Genomic DNA, 18,727 nt, shown 5'->3' with positions numbered 1-18,727 from the left:
AGTGACGGGCTGCTTACCGTCTCTTTAGCAGGGCCTAGACTCCCGTGCGTACAGATCGTCGAACAACGACATCCACAGGCGCTCAGGGAGCAGGGAGCGAGGGACGGACGTGCGGGAACCGACCGTCGTCGATGCGGCCGTCGTCGACACGACGGCCGCCAACACCTCCGCCGTCGGCACCACCTCCGTCGCGGCGGACTACTTCCAGTCCTACTCGGTCGTCGGACTGCTCGCCGTCGTCGGCGTGCTGTTCGTCGCCGTCGCCTTCGGCGCCGGGCGCCTGCTGCGGCCCGTCGTCCCCACGCCCGAGAAACTCCTCACGTACGAGTGCGGCGTCGACCCCGTCGGCGAGGGCTGGGCCCACACCCAGGTCCGCTATTACGTCTACGCTTTTCTGTACGTGATTTTCGCGGTCGACTCGATTTTCCTGTTCCCCTGGGCCACCGTGTTCGCCGCCGACGGCTACGGCGCCACGACCCTCGTGGAGATGTTCATCTTCCTCGGCTTCCTCGCCGTGGGCCTGCTGTACGCATACAAGAAGGGCGTCCTGACATGGACGTGAACCCCGAGCCCGTGATGCTGCCCGAGCCGAAGCGGCTGGGCGCCCTCGCGCGCCTCGCCCCCGAGCCGATGAAGGTCGTCCTCAACTGGGGGCGCCGCTACTCGCTCTGGGTCTTCAACTTCGGGCTCGCCTGCTGCGCCATCGAGTTCATCGCCGCGTCGATGGCCCGCCACGACTTCATCCGCCTCGGCGTCATCCCCTTCGCGCCGGGTCCGCGCCAGGCCGACCTGATGGTGGTCTCCGGCACGGTCACGGACAAGATGGCACCGGCCGTGAAGCGCCTGTACGAGCAGATGCCCGAACCGAAGTACGTCATCTCCTTCGGCGCCTGCTCCAACTGCGGCGGCCCCTACTGGGACTCCTACTCCGTGACCAAGGGCGTCGACCAGATCATCCCCGTGGACGTCTACGTCCCCGGCTGTCCGCCGCGCCCCGAGGCGCTGCTCCAGGGCATCCTCAAGCTCCAGGAGAAGATCGCGCGGGAGTCGCTGGGCGAGCGCTACGGCCCGGCACCCCACCCGTCGACCGCTGCCCTCACGAGCGACCTGGTGAAGCCGCCGGGCGCCACTGCCACGGGGCGAAGTGCGGCCACGGGGCAGAGTTCCGTCTCGGGGGAGAGCGCGGCCACGGGGGAGAGCGCGGCCGCGGGGGAGAGTGCCGCCACGGGAGAAGGGGAAGCCCGATGACGACGGCCGGCTGGCTGCCCGCCGACACCGAGGACCTCTTCGGCCCGGAGGCCACCGCCGAGGAGGCCTACGAGGTCCTGACCGTCGACGTCCCCCCGGCCGCGTGGATCTCCGCCCTGGAGACCGCGCGCGACCGGCTCGGCTGCACCTACTTCGACTGGCTCAGCGCGGTCGACGAACCCGGCACCGGCTTCCGCGTCGCCGCCCACGTCGTCGCCCTCGCCCCGGTACGGCGCCTGCTCCTGCGGACGACCGTTCCGCACGAGGCGCCGACCCTGCCGACCGCTCTCGGCGTGTACGCGGGCGCGGGCTGGCACGAGCGCGAGACGCACGAGATGTTCGGCATCGCCTTCGAGGGCCACCCCGCCCTGAACCACCTGCTCCTCCCCGACGGCTTCGAGGGCCACCCCCTCCGCAAGGACTTCGTCCTGGCCGCCCGCGTCGCCAAGGCCTGGCCCGGCGCCAAGGAACCCGGGGAGTCTGCGGCGGGTGCGGCGCACGGCGGCCCCAAGCGCCGCCAGATGCTCCCGCCGGGCGTCCCCGACCCGAACGAATGGGGCCCAATGAAGGGCCAGCTCCCCCCGGCGCCGGCCCGCCCGGCCCGCGGCGCGGCCCGCGCGGCAGGCGAACGCCCGGTACGGCGCGCGCGAACCGCGGGCGAGGGCTCGGCAAGCCAGATCGCCACGCCTCCGTCCACGGAAACCCCGGCCGCCGGACCGCGCCGTGCGCGTTCGGCGGCGGAGGGTTCGGCGAGCCAGGCGGCGGAGGCGCAGGGCACGCGGGATGTGCAGGGCACGCCGGCACCGGCTGCGGGGCCGCGCCGTGCGCGTTCGGCGGCGGAAGGATCAGCGAGCCAGGCGCCGGAGGCGCCTGACGTGCAGGCACCGGCTGCCGAGCCGCGCCGGGCACGCGGCACGGGCGAGGGCTCGGCATCGCAGCGCACGGGCACGGGCACCACAGGGCCGCGGCGCGCGCGGACCGCGGGGGAGGGCTCGGCGAGCCAGCGCCCGACGCCGGACGCCGGGACGCCGGACGCTGCGACGCCGGACGCTGCGACGCCGGGTGCCGCGACGCCCGGTGAATCGACGCCGGGCGGTGCGACGCCGGACGCCCCGACGCCGGGTGCATCGACGCCGGACGCCGCGAGGCCGGACAGCGCGACGCCGGGCGGTCCGACGCCGACGGCTTCGGAGGCGGGCGCCGCCCCGGGCCCGGATGCGGGGACGGGCGCGGGTCAGGACGCAGGTACGCACCCGGGTCAGGACGCGGGCACGGACGCCGCCGCCGGCACGCCGTCCGCCGAGACCCCGGCGCCGAAAGCCGCCCCGCGCAGCCCCGACGCCCCGTGGCACCACGCCCGCCCGGCGTTCGAGGAGACGGAGGGAACGGAGCCGACGACCACGCCTGACCAGGCGAAGGAGCCGGCACCAGCCCCCGCCGCCGAACCGGACAACACCCCCGAACCAGACAACACCCCCGAAGACCCCGCAGGAGGCCCGCAGTGAACGACGCTCTTGACGTCGCCCTGCGACTCCTCGTCGTGTTCGTCGTCTTCCTCACCTTCCCCCTGCTCGTCGGCCAGACCGAGCACAAGGTGATGGCGCACATGCAGGGCCGCCTCGGCCCCATGTACGCCGGCGGTTTCCACGGCTGGGCCCAACTCGTCGCCGACGGCGTGAAGTTCGCGCAGAAGGAGGACATCGTCCCGGCCGGCGCGGACCGCCGTATCTTCCAGCTCGCGCCCGCCGTCGCCCTGCTGCCGTACCTCCTCGTCCTCCTCGCCATCCCCATCGGCCCCGGCGAGGGCGCCGTCGGCGAGGTCGTCGACGCGGGCATCTTCTTCGTCCTGGCCGTCATGGGCGTGGGCGTCCTCGGCTCGCTCATGGCCGGCTGGGCGTCCGCCAACAAGTTCTCCCTGCTGGGCGGCCTCCGCACCGCCGCCCAGCTCCTCGCGTACGAACTCCCCATGCTGCTCACCGCCGCGTCCGTCGCGATGGCGGCCGGCACGGTCTCCCTCGTCGGCATCCTCGACGCCTTCGAGTGGTGGTCGCTGCCCTGGCAGATCGTCGGCGCGATCGTCTTCTTCATCGCCGGCCTGGCCGAACTCCAGCGCCCCCCGTTCGACATGCCCGTCGCCGACTCGGAGATCATCTTCGGCGCGTACACCGAGTACACCGGCCTCCGCTTCGCCCTCTTCCTGCTCGCCGAGTACGCCGGGATCGTCGTCCTGTGCGGCCTGACCACCGTCCTCTTCCTGGGCGGCTGGCACGGCCCCTGGGGCGCCGACGGCCTCGGCTGGGTGTGGACCCTGCTGAAGACGGCCGTCCTCGCCTTCGTCGTGATCTGGCTGCGCGTGACCTACCCCCGGCTCCGCGAGGACCAGCTCCAGAAGCTCTCCTGGACCCTGCTCGTCCCCCTCTCCCTCGCCCAGATCGCCCTCACCGGCATCGTCAAGGTGGTGATCTCCTAGTGGCCCCCATCCCTGGCTCCGGCCTCGCCAAGGGCCTGGCCGTCACCCTGCGCACGATGACGAAGAAGACCGTCACCGAGCAGTACCCCGACGTCCAGCCCGACCTCCCGCCCCGCACCCGCGGCGTCATCGGCCTGTTCGAGGAGAACTGCACGGTCTGCATGCTGTGCGCCCGCGAGTGCCCCGACTGGTGCATCTACATCGACTCCCACAAGGAGACGATCCCGGCGGCCACCCCGGGCGGACGCGAGCGCAGCCGCAACGTCCTCGACCGCTTCGCCATCGACTTCTCCCTGTGCATGTACTGCGGTATCTGCATCGAGGTGTGTCCTTTCGACGCGCTGTTCTGGTCACCGGAGTTCGAGTACGCCGAGACCGACATCCGCGACCTCACCCACGAGCGGGACAAGCTCCGCGAGTGGATGTGGACCGTGCCGGCCCCGCCCGCCCTCGACCCCGGCGCCGAGGAGCCCAAGGAGATCGCCGCCGCCCGCAAGACGGCGGAGAAGCTCGCCGCCGCCCAGGCCGAACCGCCGGAGGACAACGCGTGAACCCCGCCACCGGCGCCCTGAGCACCGCCTCCGGCACGCTGACCAGCGCGGCCGAAACCCACGGCTTCCTGTCCCCGACCGGCGTCGAGATCGCCTTCCTCCTCGTCGGCCTGGTCACCTTCGGCGCGGCGGTCGTCACCGTCACCACCCGGCAGCTCGTGCACGCCGCCCTGTGGCTGGTGGTGACCCTCGGCGGCCTCGCCGTCGAATACCTGCTGCTCACCGCCGAGTTCATCGCCTGGGTGCAGGTCCTCATCTACGTCGGTTCCGTCGTCGTCCTCCTCCTGTTCGGTCTGATGCTCACCCGGGCCCCCATCGGCCGCTCCCCGGACGCCGACTCCGGCAACCGCTGGGCCGCCCTCGCCGTGGCCGTGGCCGCCGCTGCCGCCCTGGTCTGGGTGGTCGTCGACGCCTTCCGCACCACCTGGATCGACCTGGACGGCGAGGCCGAGGGCTCCACCAGGGCCACCGGCGAGAGCCTCTTCCAGAACTGGGTCCTGCCCTTCGAGGCGCTCTCCGTCCTCCTCCTCGCCGCCCTGGTCGGCGCGATCGTCCTCTCCCGCAAGGCCAAGGCGGACAAAGACAACAACCAGGGCACCCAGGGAACGCCGGGCACCCCGGGCAGCCGCAGCGAGAAGGAAGGGGCCCGCTGATGCACCTCGCCTATCCCGCCGTGCTGTCCGCCCTGCTGTTCTGCACCGGCCTGTACGGCGTCCTCGCCCGCCGCAACGCGATCCTGGTCCTGATGTCGGTCGAGCTGATGCTCAACGCCGTCAACCTCAACCTGGTCGCCTTCGACGTCTGGCTCAGCAAGACCGCCGAGGAGACCCTGCACTCCGGCCAGGCCCTGACCCTGTTCACCATCGCCATCGCCGCCGCCGAGATCGGCATCGGCCTGGCGATCGTCCTCGCCGTCCACCGCAACCGCGGCACCGCGGACATCGACAAGCTCCGCGACACCGCCGAGACCCGCGACGCCGACGGCCCCGACAGCGACGCCCTCACGGCCGGCCCGGCCGAGAAGGCCGAGGCCACCGCGTGACCACCACCACCCTCGCCGTCCTCGTCCCCCTCCTTCCGTTCCTCGGCGCCGCCGCTGGGCTGCTCCTGGGCCGCACGGCACCCGGATTCGTCCGCCCGCTCGCCGTCCTGCCGACGCTCGCCGCCCTGGTGCTCGCCGTGCTGGTCGCCGTGCGCCAGGACGGCGGGCGCGCCGTGAACGCCGCCACCGAGCTCACGCCCACCGGCTCCGTCCCCGTTGAACTCGCCCTGCACATCGACGGCTTCGCCGCCCTCGTCGCCGTCCTGGTCGGCCTCGTCGCCACCTGCGTGCAGATCTACTCCACGGGCTACCTGCGCGACGACCCGCGCTACTCGTCGTACGCCGCGCTCGTCTCCCTGTTCACCTCCGCGATGCTGCTCGTCGTCTACTCCGGCGACCTGATGGTGCTGCTGGTCGGCTGGGAGATCATGGGCATCTGCTCGTACTTCCTGGTCGGCCACTACTGGGAGACCCCCGAGGCGCGCGCCGCCTCGCTGAAGGCCTTCCTGGTCACCAAGCTCGGTGACGTCCCCTTCCTCATCGGCCTGTTCGCACTGGCCGGGGACGCCGGCTCGTTCCGCGTCACCAAGGTCCTCGGCGCCGTCGCGAGCGGCGGACTCGACCACCCGACGCTGATCGCGCTGCTGCTCCTGGCCGGTGTGGCGGGCAAGTCGGCGCAGTTCCCGCTGCACACCTGGCTGCCCGACGCGATGGCGGGCCCCACACCCGTCTCCGCGCTGATCCACGCCGCGACGATGGTCGCCGCCGGTGTCTACTTCGTCGCCCGTCTCCTCCCGCTCTTCGAGGCCTCGCGGGCCGCGATGGTGGTCCTGGCCGTCATGGCCGCCGTCACGATGGTCGGCTCGGCGCTCGCCGCGCTCGCCCAGGACGACATCAAGCGCGTCCTCGCCTACTCGACGATCGGTCAGCTCGGCTACATGACCGGCGCCCTCGCCGTCGGCGACCGCGGTGCCGCCGTCTTCCACCTCCTGTCCCACGGCGCCTTCAAGGCGCTGCTGTTCCTCGCCGCCGGCGCGGTCATCCACGCCGCCGGCACCAACTCGCTGGCCGCCATGTCCCGCATGCGGAACCTGCGCGCCCGCGTCCCGGACGCCTACTGGACGATGACCGTGGCGCTGCTCGCGCTCGCCGCGATCCCGCCGTTCAGCGGCTTCTTCTCCAAGGAGTCCGTCCTCGGCGCCGCCGAGCACGTCCTGACCGGCCACACCGAGCACGCCCCCGGCGCCGCCGGCTGGACCGTCCTCGTCGCCGGCCTCATCACGGCCCTGCTCACCGCCGCCTACGCGACGCGGCTGTGGCTGCTCGCCTTCCGTGGCCGGGGCGCCGACGCCCCCGACCACGGCAGGCAGCCGGTGCCGATGACCACGGTGCTGTGGGTGCTCGCCGTGCCGTCCCTCGCCTTCGGCGGGCTCGCCTTCCGCCTGCTGCCCGACTGGTTCGACGGCGCCGACCTCGCCCCGACCCTCACCACCTCCGTACTCGGCACGGGCGTGGCCCTCGCCGGCGGCATCGTCACCTACGCGGCCTGGCGGCACACCACCGCGCTCGCCCCGCGCGTCCCGATGGGCGCCGTCGCCGCCCACCCCGAGGGCGACGCCGCGCAGGTCGAGGCCGAGGCCATCGCCAGCCACACCCCCGCCTACGGCGACGTGGCGTCCGCGCCCGACCCGGCCGACCCGGGCCGGCTGCTGCTGGGCCCGCTGCACCGGCACGCGGCCACCGGCTTCCACCTGGACGCCGTGTACTCGGCCCTGTTCGTCCGCCCGGTGCGGGGCGCCGCGAGCCTCGTCAGGTTCCTCGACCGGGAAGTCGTCGACACCTACGTACGCGGTGCGGGCGCCCTACCCCGCTGGCTCGGCATCGCCGTACGGCGGGCCCAGACCGGCAATGTGCAGACCTATGTGAGCGCGCTGCTCGCCGGCACCGTCGTCCTCGCGGTGGCCGTCGTCCTCGTCGCCACGGGAGCGTGAGCAGGCGTGATCGATATCAACGAGTCCGTGATGCAGTTCCTTCTCGCGTTCGTCGTCGTCGGCCCGCTCCTCGGGGCCGCCGCCGCTCTCCTGCCGGCCCCGCCCGGACTGAAGGGGAAGTCGCCCGAACAGGCCGTTCTGCGGCACGGCGTCACCGTCACCGGCGCCGTCCTTCTCGCGGCGATCGTCCTCGCGCTCGGCTTCGACCATGACCATCCGTCGAAGATGCAGGCCAGCACGGACATCAGCTGGATCCCCGCGCTCGACGTGCGCATCCACCTCGGCATCGACGGCATTTCCCTCCCCCTCCTGGTCCTGACCGCGCTGCTGACCTTCCTGTGCGCGCTCTACTCGTACTTCGCGATGCCCTCGGGCCCGACCCCGAAGGCCTTCGTCGCACTGCTGCTCGTCCTGGAGTCCGGCACCCTCGCCGCCTTCGCCGTCCTCGACCTGCTGCTGTTCTTCCTCGCCTTCGAGATGGTCCTCATCCCGATGTACTTCCTCATCGCCCGCTGGGGCGGCGAGGGCCGGGCCGGGGCCGCCTGGAAGTTCATCCTGTACACGCTGCTCGGCTCGGTCGTCATGCTGCTCGGCCTGCTCCTCGTCGGCCTGAGGGCGGGCACGTTCGACATGGTGGCACTCGCCACTGACAACGGCCGGTCCCTGACCACATCCGTGCAGGTCGTGGCCGTTCTGGCGATCGGGATCGGGCTCGCCGTGAAGACGCCGATGTGGCCGCTGCACAGCTGGCTGCCCGACGCCCACACCGCCGCCCCGACCGTCGGCTCGGTCCTCCTCGCCGGTGTCCTGCTGAAGATGGGTACGTACGGGTTCGTCCGGATCCTGCTCCCGATCGCGCCCGACGGGTTCCGCACCTTCGCGCCGTACCTCGCCGCCTTCGCCGTCGTCGGCATCATCTACGGATCCCTGGCCTGCCTCGCCCTCGCCCGGCGCGGCGCCAAGGGCGACCTCAAGCGCCTCATCGCCTACTCCTCCGTCGGCCACATGGGCTTCGTCCTGCTCGGCATCGCGACCATGACGCCCACCGGCGTGAACGGCGCCCTGTTCGCCAACATCGCCCACGGCCTCATCACCGGCCTGCTGTTCTTCCTGGTCGGCGCCCTGAAGGAGCGCACCGGCAGCACCGACCTCGACACCCTCGCCGAGCAGACCGGCGCCGCCCTGTACGGCCGGGCCCCGCGCCTGGGCGGCCTGCTCGCCTTCGGCGCCGTCGCCTCCCTCGGACTGCCCGGACTCGCCGGTTTCTGGGGCGAGATGCTGGCCCTGTTCGGCGCGTTCGACCCCGCCGCCGGGCTCAGCCGTCCGGCCTTCCTCACTTTCATGGCGATCGGCGCGTTCGGCACGCTGTTGACGGCCGCGTACCTGCTCGTCGTGGTCCGCCGCGTCTGCATGGGCGCCGCCCCGCAGGACGCGCCGCGGCTCGCCGACGTCCGGGCGTACGAGTTCGCGGCCTGGACGCCGCTCGTCGCCCTCACCCTCGTCGCAGGCCTGTGGCCCAAGGCCCTCCTCGGCCTGACCGACCCGGCCGTGCAGCAGCTCCTCGCAGGAGGCACCCGATGAGCTCCCTGGCCCAGGGCCCGGCACTGGCCCAGTCCGTCGTCCAGTCGGTCGACTGGCTCGCCATCGCGCCGCCCACCCTCGCGGCGGTCGTCGGCCTCGCCGTCCTCGTCGCCGACCTGTTCGTGCCCGACGCCCGTAAGGCCGTCCTCGGCTGGGCGGCGGTCGCCGGACTCGCCGCGTCCACGGCCCTCCTGCTGCCCCTCCTGGACGGCGACCGCAGCACCTTCTGCCAGACCGGCGACCCCGGCGTGTGCAGCTACACCGCGGACCGCTTCACGCTCGTCATCCAGTTCCTCGTCCTCGGCGGCGCCCTCCTCGCCGCCCTGCTGTCCGTCACCGCGCTGAAGGACGACGCCAGGCGGCTCCCCGCGGGCGAGTTCTGGTTCCTGCTGCTGTCCAGCGCGGCCGGCGCCGCCCTGCTGCCCGCCTCCCGCGACCTCGCGACCCTCATCGTCGCCCTCGAAGTCGCCTCCCTGCCCGCCTTCGCCCTCGTCGGCCTCCGGCACGGCGACCGCAAATCCTCCGAGGCGGCCCTGAAGTTCTTCCTGTCCTCGGTCACCGCGACCGCGGTCAGCCTCATGGGCATCAGCTTCGTCTACGCCTCCACCGGCACCCTCTACCTCACCGAGATCGCCGAACGCATCCAGCGGGTCGACGGCCAGCTCCACACCCTCGCCCAGACCGGCGTCGTCCTCACCCTCGTCGGCTTCGCCTTCAAGACGGCCGCCGTGCCCTTCCACTTCTGGGTGCCCGACACCTACGTCGGCGCCCCCCTGCCGATCGCGGCCTACCTGTCCGTCGTCGGCAAGGCGGTCGGCTTCACCGGCCTGATCCTCGTCACCGTCGTCGCCCTCCCGTCGTACGCCGACGTCTGGGGCCCGGCCATGGCCGCGCTCGCCGCGCTCACCATGACCGTCGGCAACGCGGGCGCGCTGCGCCAGCAGCCCACGCGCGCGTACAGCGCCGTACGCCTGCTCGCCTGGTCGTCCGTCGGACAGGCCGGCTACCTCCTGGTGCCGGTCGCCGCCGCCGCGTACTCCGACGACGCCGAACGCTCCATCGGCTCCACCGTCGCCTACGCGCTCATGTACGCCGCCGTGAACCTCGGCGCCTTCGCGGTGGCCGCCCTGGTCGGCCGCACCCGCACCCTGAACCGCCTCAGCGACTACCGCGGCCTGTACGCGACGAACCCCGTGGCCGCCCTCCTGCTGGCGTTCTTCCTGCTCTGCCTCGCGGGGCTCCCGCCGGGCATCATCGGCCTGTTCGCGAAGGTGGTTGTCTTCTCGGCGGCCGTCGACGCGGGCCTCGGCTGGCTCGCCGTCGTCATGGCCGTCAACGTCGTCGTCGCGCTGTTCTACTACCTCCAGTGGACGGCCCTGCTGTTCCGCGCCCCCGAGGGCGAAGCCGTCCGGCACCGCGTCCCCGCCCCGCTCACCGCCGCGCTCGCCGTGACCGCCGTGCTCGGCATCGCCCTGTCCGGCGCGCCCCAGCTGGTCCTGCGCTTCGCGGACACCGGCCTCTTCTAGACCGCGCACCGGCCTTCCGGAGCGCGCCCCGGCACGCGCGCGTGCGGCACCCGACCGCCACGCGCGCGTGAGGCGCGCCCGCCCCTCACCCGGACGGCCGACGCCCGCCACCGCGCGCACCGGGGAACTGGCGGCCCCCGCCTGGCGTTGACCAGTACGGAAGGGTCCACTGGACGTGTCACCACGGCACCAGTGGTGTCACACACAGGCAGAGCAGCATCGACCAGCAAAGGGTTCCCCTGCCGCACCACTTGGAGGGCGTACCGTGCACCGCCGGCACAACGGGCTCAGGACCGCAGTCCTCCTCGGGGGACTGTCCGCACTCATCATCGTCATCGGCGGCTTCTTCGGCCGTGCCGGGCTCGTCGTCGCCGTCCTCGTCGCGCTGGGCACCAACGCCTACGCGTACTGGAACAGCGACAAGCTGGCGCTACGCGCGATGCGTGCCCGCCCGGTCAGCGAATTCGAGGCCCCGGCGCTCTACCGCATGGTCCGGGAGCTCTCCACACAGGCCCGCCAGCCCATGCCCCGCCTGTACATCTCCCCGACAGAAGCACCGAACGCCTTCGCCACGGGCCGCAACCCGCGCAACGCGGCGGTGTGCTGCACCGACGGCATCCTCCGCCTGCTGGACGAGCGTGAACTGCGCGGCGTCATCGGGCACGAGCTGAGCCACGTCTACAACCGCGACATCCTCATCTCGTCGGTGGCCGGCGCCCTGGCCTCCGTGATCATGTTCCTGGTCAACTTCGCCTGGCTGATCCCGATCGGCCGCTCGGACGACGACGACGGCCCCGGCCTGCTCGGCATGCTGCTGATCATGATCCTTGGCCCGCTCGCCGCCACCCTCATCCAGCTCGCGATCAGCCGCTCCCGGGAGTACGACGCCGACGCGTCCGGCTCCCAGCTCACCGGCGACCCGCTCGCCCTCGCCAGCGCCCTGCGCAAGCTGGAGGCGGGCACGAAACAGCTTCCGCTGCCGCCCGAGCCCCGGATCGAGACCGCGAGCCACATGATGATCGCGAACCCCTTCCGTCCCGGACAGGGACTGTCGAAGATGTTCTCCACACACCCGCCCATGGCCGAGCGCATCGCCCGGCTCGAGAGGATGGCAGGCCCTCGGTGAAGACAATCCTCAACGTCATCTGGCTCGTCTTCAGCGGCTTCTGGCTGTTCCTCGGCTACGTGGTCGCCGGCGCGCTGCTGTGCGTCACCATCATCGGCATACCGTTCGGCATAGCCGCCTTCCGCATCGGCGTCTACGCCCTGTGGCCCTTCGGGTACGCGGCCGTCGAGCGCCGCGACGCGGGCGCCCCGTCCTGCGTCGGCAACGTCCTGTGGCTGGTCCTCGCGGGCTGGTGGCTGGCGATCGGCCACATCATCACCGGCGTCCTGCTGTGCGTCACGATCATCGGCATCCCGCTGGGCCTCGCCAACTTCAAGCTGATCCCGGTCTCGCTCACCCCGCTGGGCCGCGAAATCGTGCGCACGGACCAGCAGTTCACCACCACGGCCTGGTGACGCGGGGCCGGCGGCGGTCACGCGCGCGTGCGCGTCACCGCCGCCCCCTCCACCGCCGCACGCCGTACGCCGCCGCGCCGACGGCCAGCACGCCCGCACCCACGGCCACGGACGTCACCGGCAGCGCGAACGCCAGTACCGCGCAGCCGACGAGACCCACCGCCGGCGTCAGACGCGCCACCGGGGCACGGTCGAGCGTCCAGGCCGACGCGTTGGCCACCGCGTAGTACGCCAGCACCCCGAAGGAGGAGAACCCGATCGCGCCGCGCACGTCCACCGTGGCGGCCAGCACGGCGACCACCGCGCCCACCGCCAGCTCCGCGCGGTGCGGCACCTGGAACCGCGGGTGCACGGCGGCCAGCGGAGCGGGCAGGTGCCGGTCCCGGGCCATCGCCAGCGTCGTACGGGACACACCCAGGATCAGCGCGAGCAGCGAGCCCAGCGCGGCCACGGCGGCGCCCACGCGCACCACCGGCGCCAGCTCCGGAACCCCGGCGGCGCGCACCGCGTCGGCCAGCGGCGCGGTCGCGTTCCCGAGGCCGCCGGAACCCAGCACGGAGAGCACGGCCACCGCCACGCACGCGTACACGACCAGTGTGATGCCCAGGGCGAGCGGGACGGCGCGTGGAATCGTCCGCTCCGGGTCCCGCACCTCCTCGCCGAGCGTGGCGATCCGCGCGTACCCGGCGAACGCGAAGAACAGCAGACCGCCGGCCTGAAGCACCCCGCCGACGCCGCCGGAGACCCCCACGTCCAGCCGCCCGGCGTCGGACTCGGCGGAGCCCAGGCACACGACCACGACGGCGGCGAGAACCGCCAGCACCACCGCCACGATCACCCGCGTCAGCCGGGCGGACTTCTGGACCCCGCCGTAGTTCACCGCGGTCAGCGCGACCACGGCCGCGACGGCGACGGCGTTCGCCTGCCCCGGCCACACGTACGCGCCGACGGTGAGCGCCATCGCCGCGCACGACGCCGTCTTCCCGACGACGAACGACCAGCCCGCCAGGTACCCCCAGAACTCCCCGAGCCGCTCGCGCCCGTACACGTAGGTGCCGCCCGAGGCCGGGTACCGGGCGGCCAGCCGTGCCGACGAGGAGGCGTTGCAGTAGGCGACGACGGCGGCGACCGCGAGCCCGAGCAGCAGCCCCGAGCCGGCGGCGCGCGCGGCGGGGGCCAGGGCGGCGAAGACACCGGCGCCGATCATCGAGCCGAGCCCGACGACCACGGCGTCCGTCACGCCGAGGGTGCGCCGCAGTTCAGGACCGGTGGAAGTCATGGTCCGCACCCTACTGATCAGCCGCACCCGGCCACGCAACCGCCGGGTGGCGCGGGGACGTCCTCTCGACCAGCACGCCATGAACGACGGCCGAGCACGGCTCCGCCCGGAGCAGGATCACACCGGCGGGACGTCTTGGGCACAGGGGGAAAGGGCAGGGTCACGGCATGACGTTCATCAGCTGGATCATCCTCGGGCTGCTGGCGGGAGCCATCGCCAAGTTCCTGCTGCCCGGCCGCGACCCGGGCGGGCTCGTCGGTACGACGGCCATCGGCATCGCGGGCGCGTTCATCGGCGGCTGGATATCGGCCCGTTGGCTGGACCACCCGATCACCAAGGACTTCTACGACGGCGCGACGTGGGCGGCGGCCATCGGCGGCGCGCTGGTCCTGCTGGTGGGGTACCGCCTGCTTTTCGGCCACTCACGCGACTGACGCCGCGGCGGCGCGGTGGGGTGGCGGTCCGCCAGACGGCCGGGCGGCACGGCACGGCGGTTCGGGAAGGGTGGGCCCCACGGCAATGAGGGCGCCCACCCGTGCCTCACCTCACCGGTAGTTCACGAACTGCAGCGCGAAGTCGAAGTCCTTGCCCTTCAGCAGCGAGATGACGGCCTGCAGGTCGTCACGGCTCTTGGAGCTGACCCGCAGCTCGTCGCCCTGCACCTGGGCCTTCACGCCCTTCGGGCCCTCGTCCCGGATGATCTTCGCCACCTTCTTGGCGTTCTCCTGGGAGATGCCCTCCTCGATCGAGGCGAAGATCTTGTACTCCTTGCCGGAGAGCTGGGGCTCACCGGCGTCCAGCGCCTTCAGCGAGATACCGCGCTTGACCAGCTTGGACTGGAAGACGTCGAGGACAGCCTTCACCCGGTCCTCGGAGTTCGCCTCCATGAGGATCTTCTCCCCGGACCACGAGATCGAGGCACCCACGCCCTTGAAGTCGTAGCGCTGCGAGATCTCCTTGGCGGCCTGGTTGAGGGCGTTGTCGACCTCCTGCCGCTCGACCTTCGAGACGATGTCGAAACTGGAGTCGGCCATGTCCTGTGGCTCCTTGTATCGGGGTGCGTATCGGGTGCGTACCGGGCACGGACCGGCGTACGTGGGGTGGCCGCCGGACCCGGTGGGGACCCGGGCCGCATCCGCACAAGACTAGCCACCCGCGGCGTCCCGGACCCCGATCAATCGGGTGGCGAAGCACCCCTCGGCATCGGGTATTGTTTACGTCGTTGCCACGGAGCACCGCCGAAAGGCGGTTCGAAGGGCAGCAACCCCGGCGGTGTGCCCGAGCGGCCAAAGGGAGCAGACTGTAAATCTGCCGGCTCAGCCTTCCCAGGTTCGAATCCTGGCGCCGCCACACTTGAGGAGACCCCCTCCGAACTGCGGAAACGCAGCACGGAGGGGGTCTCCTCGTTGTACGGGCCGCCCCGGAACGCCCTCCGTGAGGTTCCCCGCCCCCCGGGGGCACACTGATCCCATGTCCACGCCCCGCAGGCCCTGCCCCGAGTGCCGTCGTGAGATCGCCGTCGTCGCCGGGCGGTTCGCGCGGCACGATCCGCCCGGTGCTCGTGAGCACGGCGAACTCGTCTCCTGTCCCGGTTCCCGTCGGCAGGCCCAACTGGTCGCGCCGCAGCCGACGTTGGACGGCTACGTCGTACCCGACTTCCCTGGTCAGTTGGCCCTGTTCTAGGCACCGGATGTGCCGGGTACCGGGCGCCGGCCTCAGTTGCCCGCGACCGACTTCACCGCCACCGACACCGGCGTCGACCCGGCGACCAGTTCCAGGGTGAGACCGGCCGTCGACGACGACTCCACCAGCTCCGCGAGGACGGCGGCCACGTCGTCGCGCGGCACCGGACCGCGGCCCGTGTGCGCCTCCAGCCGTACGAGACCGGTTCCGGCGTCGTCCGTCAGTGAACCCGGGCGCAGGATCGTCCAGTCGAGGCCCTTCAGGCCCTGCACGTACGCGTCGGCCTCGCCCTTGGCACGCAGGTACACGTCGAAGATCTCGCGGCCCTCGTGCTTCGGATTCGCGCCCATGGACGACACGACGACGAGGCGTCCCACGCCCGCCCGGACCGCCGCGTCCGCGAACAGGACCGCCGCGCCCTTGTCGACCGTGTCCTTGCGGGCCGCCCCGCTGCCCGGTCCCGCGCCCGCCGCGAACACCGCCGCGTCCGCGCCCCGCAGCCGCTCGGCGACCTCCTCGACAGACGCCGACTCCAGGTCCAGCACGACCGGTTCGGCACCGGCCTGCCGCAGATCGTCGGCCTGCTCGGGCTTGCGGACGATGCCCGCGACCTCGTCCCCGCGCGCGGCGAGCAGTCGCTCCAGCCGCAGCGCGATCTGACCATGACCACCAGCGATGACAATGCGCATGTCTTCGACCGTACGCCCGCGCCGCCCCGTCCGCCGTACGACTTCGGCCACCCCGCCCGCCCACCGGGGCCACCCCGCGCATCGAGGACCCGCCGGCCGCCGGTCCGCCGCCGACGCCTCCGCGCGCTCCGCCCTCCCGGCTAGGAAACCTCCCCGCGGCCCTGCCTCGGCAGCCCCAGCTCCACCGATCCCGCCGAGTTGCCGTACTCCCGTACCGCGCTGGTCCGCGCCACCACGCGCCCCCCGTGCACCACGACGCGGCTGTACGCCAGCGACAGCACGCCCGCCAGCCCCTCGCCGCGCACCGCCAGCAGTTCCGCAGGGAAGCCAGCCTCCACCCGGACCTCGGGCAGGCCCATGGCCGCCCGCGCCGACGAACTCACGGCGTCGTAGGCCTCCTCCGGCCGCAGCCCGCAGCGCGAGGCCAGCAGGTACGCCGCCTCCAGCGGGTCCCCGCGGCCCACCGGGTTGGACACGTCCCGCAGAGCGCCGCTCCCGGCGGCGACGCGCACCCCGGCCGCCCGCAGCAGCCGTACCGGCGCCGCGCCGCGGCGGTCGGCGCCCGCGCAGCCGCCCTGCGGCAGGCACACCACCGTCACGCCCGCCGCCGCAAGCTGGTCCGCCGTACGGGAGGCCAGGTCGGAGGGCAACCGGCTCAGGCCGGCGCACGGGCCCAGCGTCACGCCGGGGCGCAGTCCGCCCGCCATCGCCGCGAGCCGGGCGAGGCGGGCCGGGTCGTCGGCGTCGGTGTGCAGGTCGACGGGGCAGCCGTGCTCGGAGGCGACCTCCAGGACGGCCTCGACGTAACCCGTCGGGTCGGGGTCCAGGTCGGGGCAGCCGCCCACCACGGAGGCGCCCATCTTCACGGCGTCCCGCAGCATCGCGAGCCCGTCGGCCCCGGCGACCCCGGTCAGCACCCGGGGAACGGCGACCGTGGTCAGCTCGGCCAGCCCGCGCAGCGCACGCCGGGCGCGCAGAACGGCGCCGAGCGCGCCGAGCCCTTGGACGTCGCCCACGCGCACGTGTGCCCGTACCGCCGTCGCCCCGTGCCCGAGTTGCAGCAGCGTCGCCTCCGTGGCGCGGCGCTGCACGTCCGTGGCGTCGTACGACACCGGGCCGGCCGCGTCGGCCGTGAGCGCGGTGTCGCCGTGGGCGTGCGGCTCGGCCGGGGCCGGCAGGAGGAGATGGCCGGCGAGGTCCACCCGCACGCCGCGCGGTCCGGCCGGCGCCAGGCTGCCCGCCGTGCCGACCGCCTCGATGCGCCCGCCGCCCAGCCGTACGTCCACGGTCCGGCCGTCGGTCAGCCGCGCCCCGCACAGCAGGAGGGAGGCCGGCTCGGCCGGGCCCGGGGAGGACGACGAGTGCGGCGGCTGCGGCTGGCTGTCGGGCATCGCGCTCCTGGATCTCGGGGGGCTGCGCGGGGAGAGGACGCAAGATCACGCAGAGTGAGTCGAGCCTAGGACGGCGACCGGGCCGCGGCCCGCAGGAGCGCAATAGTCGTACCGGCGTGGTCGGCGGCCCCGCGCCGTCGGAAACCGGTACGGCCGGGGCAGTCGAGCTGCGCGGGACGGCGGGCCGGGGAGGGCGCGGCGGACGCCCCGAAACGGATTTGGGCGAACCGCTGCCGACCGTGTAATGTCTTCATCGCTCGCCCCAATAGCTCAGTCGGCAGAGCGTCTCCATGGTAAGGAGAAGGTCTACGGTTCGATTCCGTATTGGGGCTCTGGTGTGAGAGGTTCCCGCCGCGAGGCGGGGCCCGATCGCATCGCAGCGGTGTAGCTCAGTCGGTAGAGCAAGCGGCTCATAATCGCTGTGTCACCGGTTCAAGTCCGGTCACCGCTACTCTAAGTAGCCGATTGCGGGGTCGGTCCTTCGATCGGCTACTCTTCCATGCGTTAACCCAGTCCCATCCGTTCGTCAAGGAGCACTCACGTGGCTGCCACCGACGTCCGCCCGAAGATCACGCTGGCCTGCGTGGAGTGCAAGGAGCGGAACTACATCACCAAGAAGAACCGGCGTAACAACCCGGACCGTCTTGAGATGAAGAAGCACTGCCCGCGTTGCAACGCGCACACCGCGCACCGCGAAACGCGATAAACCAGGCTCGTACACGAGGCCGCCCCCGCAGTCGGGGGGCGGCCTCGCGTCGTTCTCGGTCCCGGTTACCGGTCGGTTCGGCCGGCTGCGGACACCCGCGCAGGTCAACCAGAACAGACAGTGGAGGTGCCGAGCCATGGCGCTCGACCAGTCCTTCGTGGGGCGGACCTACCCGCCCACCGAGCCCTACGAGGTGGGCCGGGAGAAGATCCGTGAGTTCGCGCAGGCGGTGGGGGACGCGAACCCTGCGTACACGGACCCGGAGGCCGCCAAGGCGTTCGGCCACCCGGACGTGATCGCTCCGCCGACTTTCGTTTTCGCGCTCACGTTCAGGGCCTCTGAGCAGGTCGTGCAGGACCCGCAGCTGGGGCTCGACTACAGCCGGGTGGTGCACGGCGACCAGAAGTTCGCGTACACCCGGCCGGTGCGGGCCGGGGACCGGCTGACGGTCACCTCCACCATCGAGGCGGTCAAGTCGATGGCGGGCAACGACATCCTGGACATCCGCGGCGAGGTCCACGACGAGGCCGGCGAGCACGTCGTGACCGCCTGGACGAAGCTGGTCGCGCGTGCGGCCGAGGGGGCGTGAGCATCACCATGACGGCGAAGATCGCGTACGCCGACGTCGAGGTCGGCACCGAACTGCCCGGCCAGTCCTTCCCCGTGACGCGCGAGACGCTCGTCCGGTACGCGGGTGCGTCCGGTGACTTCAACCCGATCCACTGGAACGAGAAGTTCGCCAAGGAGGTCGGACTGCCGGACGTCATCGCGCACGGCATGTTCACCATGGCCGAGGCGATCCGCGTCGTCACCGACTGGACCGGCGATCCGGCCGCGGTCGTCGAGTACGGTGTCCGCTTCACCAGGCCGGTCGTCGTCCCGAACGACGACAAGGGCGCCGTGATCGAGGTCACCGGCAAGGTCGCGGCCAAGCTGGACGACAACACGGTCCGCGTCGACCTGACGGCCACCAGTGCCGGACAGAAGGTGCTGGGCATGTCCCGGGCGGTCGTACGACTCGCCTGATCGTGACCCTGCGTAAGGGGCGT

At 72.5% G+C, this 18,727-nt stretch carries 21 protein-coding genes and 3 tRNA genes; 20 read left to right on the top strand and 4 right to left on the bottom strand.

Features of this window, described 5'->3' with window-relative positions:
* Positions 1 to 109: 109 nt before the first annotated feature.
* The 12 genes from QC282_RS10405 to QC282_RS10350 all read left to right on the top strand — a co-directional run bounded on the left by QC282_RS10405 (position 110) and on the right by QC282_RS10350 (position 11,930).
* Positions 110 to 562 (top strand): NADH-quinone oxidoreductase subunit A, encoded by a 453-nt coding sequence (locus QC282_RS10405; protein ID WP_279548960.1) that lies wholly within the window; start codon positions 110 to 112, stop codon positions 560 to 562.
* On the top strand, positions 553 to 1,248 hold the full coding sequence (locus QC282_RS10400; protein WP_279548959.1) for an NADH-quinone oxidoreductase subunit B: 696 nt from the start codon (positions 553 to 555) through the stop codon (positions 1,246 to 1,248). Before QC282_RS10405 ends, QC282_RS10400 begins: the two co-directional genes overlap by 10 nt.
* Positions 1,245 to 2,753 (top strand): NADH-quinone oxidoreductase subunit C, encoded by a 1,509-nt coding sequence (locus QC282_RS10395; RefSeq protein WP_279548958.1) that lies wholly within the window; start codon positions 1,245 to 1,247, stop codon positions 2,751 to 2,753. Before QC282_RS10400 ends, QC282_RS10395 begins: the two co-directional genes overlap by 4 nt.
* Positions 2,750 to 3,718 (top strand): NADH-quinone oxidoreductase subunit H, encoded by a 969-nt coding sequence (locus QC282_RS10390; RefSeq protein ID WP_279548957.1) that lies wholly within the window; start codon positions 2,750 to 2,752, stop codon positions 3,716 to 3,718. The genes QC282_RS10395 and QC282_RS10390 overlap by 4 nt, the downstream gene beginning before the upstream one ends.
* Positions 3,718 to 4,269, top strand: coding sequence for an NADH-quinone oxidoreductase subunit I (locus QC282_RS10385; RefSeq protein WP_279548956.1), 552 nt, complete (start codon positions 3,718 to 3,720; stop codon positions 4,267 to 4,269). The genes QC282_RS10390 and QC282_RS10385 overlap by 1 nt, the downstream gene beginning before the upstream one ends.
* On the top strand, positions 4,266 to 4,922 hold the full coding sequence (locus QC282_RS10380; RefSeq protein WP_279548955.1) for an NADH-quinone oxidoreductase subunit J: 657 nt from the start codon (positions 4,266 to 4,268) through the stop codon (positions 4,920 to 4,922). Before QC282_RS10385 ends, QC282_RS10380 begins: the two co-directional genes overlap by 4 nt.
* Complete coding sequence (gene nuoK, locus QC282_RS10375) at positions 4,922 to 5,311, top strand: NADH-quinone oxidoreductase subunit NuoK (protein ID WP_279548954.1); 390 nt, start codon at positions 4,922 to 4,924, stop codon at positions 5,309 to 5,311. The genes QC282_RS10380 and nuoK overlap by 1 nt, the downstream gene beginning before the upstream one ends.
* Positions 5,308 to 7,302, top strand: a complete 1,995-nt coding sequence (locus tag QC282_RS10370; protein WP_279548953.1) for an NADH-quinone oxidoreductase subunit L — start codon at positions 5,308 to 5,310, stop codon at positions 7,300 to 7,302. The genes nuoK and QC282_RS10370 overlap by 4 nt, the downstream gene beginning before the upstream one ends.
* A 6-nt stretch (positions 7,303 to 7,308) precedes the next feature.
* Complete coding sequence (locus QC282_RS10365) at positions 7,309 to 8,883, top strand: NADH-quinone oxidoreductase subunit M (RefSeq protein ID WP_279548952.1); 1,575 nt, start codon at positions 7,309 to 7,311, stop codon at positions 8,881 to 8,883.
* Entirely contained in the window at positions 8,880 to 10,409 is a 1,530-nt protein-coding gene (locus QC282_RS10360) for an NADH-quinone oxidoreductase subunit N (RefSeq protein ID WP_279548951.1), read from the top strand. The genes QC282_RS10365 and QC282_RS10360 overlap by 4 nt, the downstream gene beginning before the upstream one ends.
* Before the next feature lie 265 nt (positions 10,410 to 10,674).
* Entirely contained in the window at positions 10,675 to 11,535 is an 861-nt protein-coding gene (gene htpX, locus QC282_RS10355; RefSeq protein WP_279548950.1) for a zinc metalloprotease HtpX, read from the top strand.
* Complete coding sequence (locus tag QC282_RS10350) at positions 11,532 to 11,930, top strand: YccF domain-containing protein (RefSeq protein ID WP_279548949.1); 399 nt, start codon at positions 11,532 to 11,534, stop codon at positions 11,928 to 11,930. Before htpX ends, QC282_RS10350 begins: the two co-directional genes overlap by 4 nt.
* A 34-nt stretch (positions 11,931 to 11,964) precedes the next feature.
* Here the strand turns inward: QC282_RS10350 and QC282_RS10345 are convergent, their stop codons facing one another.
* Entirely contained in the window at positions 11,965 to 13,209 is a 1,245-nt protein-coding gene (locus tag QC282_RS10345; protein ID WP_279548948.1) for an APC family permease, read from the bottom strand.
* A 167-nt stretch (positions 13,210 to 13,376) separates the two neighbouring features.
* On the opposite strand from QC282_RS10345, the gene QC282_RS10340 reads away from it, so the two are divergent.
* Positions 13,377 to 13,643: a GlsB/YeaQ/YmgE family stress response membrane protein gene (locus QC282_RS10340; protein WP_279548947.1), complete on the top strand. Its 267-nt coding sequence runs from the start codon at positions 13,377 to 13,379 to the stop codon at positions 13,641 to 13,643.
* Positions 13,644 to 13,754: 111 nt separating this feature from the next.
* Here QC282_RS10340 and QC282_RS10335 read toward each other — a convergent pair whose 3' ends face one another.
* Positions 13,755 to 14,243, bottom strand: a complete 489-nt coding sequence (locus tag QC282_RS10335; RefSeq protein ID WP_279548946.1) for a YajQ family cyclic di-GMP-binding protein — start codon at positions 14,241 to 14,243, stop codon at positions 13,755 to 13,757.
* 234 nt (positions 14,244 to 14,477) lie between these two features.
* Between QC282_RS10335 and QC282_RS10330 the strand changes: the two genes are divergently transcribed.
* Positions 14,478 to 14,559, top strand: a tRNA-Tyr gene (locus QC282_RS10330).
* 120 nt (positions 14,560 to 14,679) lie between these two features.
* On the top strand, positions 14,680 to 14,892 hold the full coding sequence (locus QC282_RS10325; protein WP_279548945.1) for a hypothetical protein: 213 nt from the start codon (positions 14,680 to 14,682) through the stop codon (positions 14,890 to 14,892).
* A 32-nt stretch (positions 14,893 to 14,924) separates the two neighbouring features.
* Here the strand turns inward: QC282_RS10325 and QC282_RS10320 are convergent, their stop codons facing one another.
* Complete coding sequence (locus tag QC282_RS10320) at positions 14,925 to 15,581, bottom strand: SDR family oxidoreductase (RefSeq protein ID WP_279548944.1); 657 nt, start codon at positions 15,579 to 15,581, stop codon at positions 14,925 to 14,927.
* A gap of 140 nt (positions 15,582 to 15,721) precedes the next feature.
* The gene (locus tag QC282_RS10315) at positions 15,722 to 16,972 is read right to left on the bottom strand and encodes an amidohydrolase family protein (RefSeq protein ID WP_279548943.1); all 1,251 of its coding nucleotides are present in this window, start codon (positions 16,970 to 16,972) and stop codon (positions 15,722 to 15,724) included.
* Positions 16,973 to 17,231: 259 nt separating this feature from the next.
* Between QC282_RS10315 and QC282_RS10310 the strand changes: the two genes are divergently transcribed.
* The 5 genes from QC282_RS10310 to QC282_RS10290 all read left to right on the top strand — a co-directional run bounded on the left by QC282_RS10310 (position 17,232) and on the right by QC282_RS10290 (position 18,704).
* A tRNA-Thr gene (locus tag QC282_RS10310) sits at positions 17,232 to 17,304 on the top strand.
* A 46-nt stretch (positions 17,305 to 17,350) separates the two neighbouring features.
* Positions 17,351 to 17,423, top strand: a tRNA-Met gene (locus QC282_RS10305).
* A 90-nt stretch (positions 17,424 to 17,513) separates the two neighbouring features.
* A complete protein-coding gene (rpmG, locus tag QC282_RS10300) occupies positions 17,514 to 17,678 on the top strand; it encodes a 50S ribosomal protein L33 (RefSeq protein WP_003948671.1) in 165 nt (54 codons plus the stop codon).
* 136 nt (positions 17,679 to 17,814) lie between these two features.
* Positions 17,815 to 18,267, top strand: a complete 453-nt coding sequence (locus QC282_RS10295) for a MaoC family dehydratase N-terminal domain-containing protein (RefSeq protein ID WP_279548942.1) — start codon at positions 17,815 to 17,817, stop codon at positions 18,265 to 18,267.
* Between the two features lie 8 nt (positions 18,268 to 18,275).
* On the top strand, positions 18,276 to 18,704 hold the full coding sequence (locus QC282_RS10290; RefSeq protein WP_279548976.1) for a MaoC family dehydratase: 429 nt from the start codon (positions 18,276 to 18,278) through the stop codon (positions 18,702 to 18,704).
* Positions 18,705 to 18,727 lie beyond the last annotated feature (23 nt).

It is taken from the genome of Streptomyces sp. DH24 (assembly GCF_029813775.1).
Lineage (GTDB): Bacteria > Actinomycetota > Actinomycetes > Streptomycetales > Streptomycetaceae > Streptomyces.
Note: the sequence above shows the minus strand (reverse complement) of the source record. Positions and strands in the feature narration are given on the sequence as shown.

Excerpts from the sequence above, each read along its gene's own strand:
- QC282_RS10400 (WP_279548959.1), top strand. The coding sequence starts at position 553 with ATGGACGTGAACCCCGAGCCCGTGATGCTGCCCGAGCCGAAGCGGCTG.
- QC282_RS10395 (WP_279548958.1), top strand. The coding sequence starts at position 1,245 with ATGACGACGGCCGGCTGGCTGCCCGCCGACACCGAGGACCTCTTCGGC.
- nuoK (WP_279548954.1), top strand. The coding sequence starts at position 4,922 with ATGCACCTCGCCTATCCCGCCGTGCTGTCCGCCCTGCTGTTCTGCACC.
- QC282_RS10360 (WP_279548951.1), top strand. The coding sequence starts at position 8,880 with ATGAGCTCCCTGGCCCAGGGCCCGGCACTGGCCCAGTCCGTCGTCCAG.
- QC282_RS10345 (WP_279548948.1), bottom strand. The coding sequence starts at position 13,209 with ATGACTTCCACCGGTCCTGAACTGCGGCGCACCCTCGGCGTGACGGAC.
- QC282_RS10340 (WP_279548947.1), top strand. The coding sequence starts at position 13,377 with ATGACGTTCATCAGCTGGATCATCCTCGGGCTGCTGGCGGGAGCCATC.
- QC282_RS10335 (WP_279548946.1), bottom strand. The coding sequence starts at position 14,243 with ATGGCCGACTCCAGTTTCGACATCGTCTCGAAGGTCGAGCGGCAGGAG.
- QC282_RS10325 (WP_279548945.1), top strand. The coding sequence starts at position 14,680 with ATGTCCACGCCCCGCAGGCCCTGCCCCGAGTGCCGTCGTGAGATCGCC.
- QC282_RS10320 (WP_279548944.1), bottom strand. The coding sequence starts at position 15,581 with ATGCGCATTGTCATCGCTGGTGGTCATGGTCAGATCGCGCTGCGGCTG.
- QC282_RS10315 (WP_279548943.1), bottom strand. The coding sequence starts at position 16,972 with ATGCCCGACAGCCAGCCGCAGCCGCCGCACTCGTCGTCCTCCCCGGGC.
- QC282_RS10295 (WP_279548942.1), top strand. The coding sequence starts at position 17,815 with ATGGCGCTCGACCAGTCCTTCGTGGGGCGGACCTACCCGCCCACCGAG.
- QC282_RS10290 (WP_279548976.1), top strand. The coding sequence starts at position 18,276 with ATGACGGCGAAGATCGCGTACGCCGACGTCGAGGTCGGCACCGAACTG.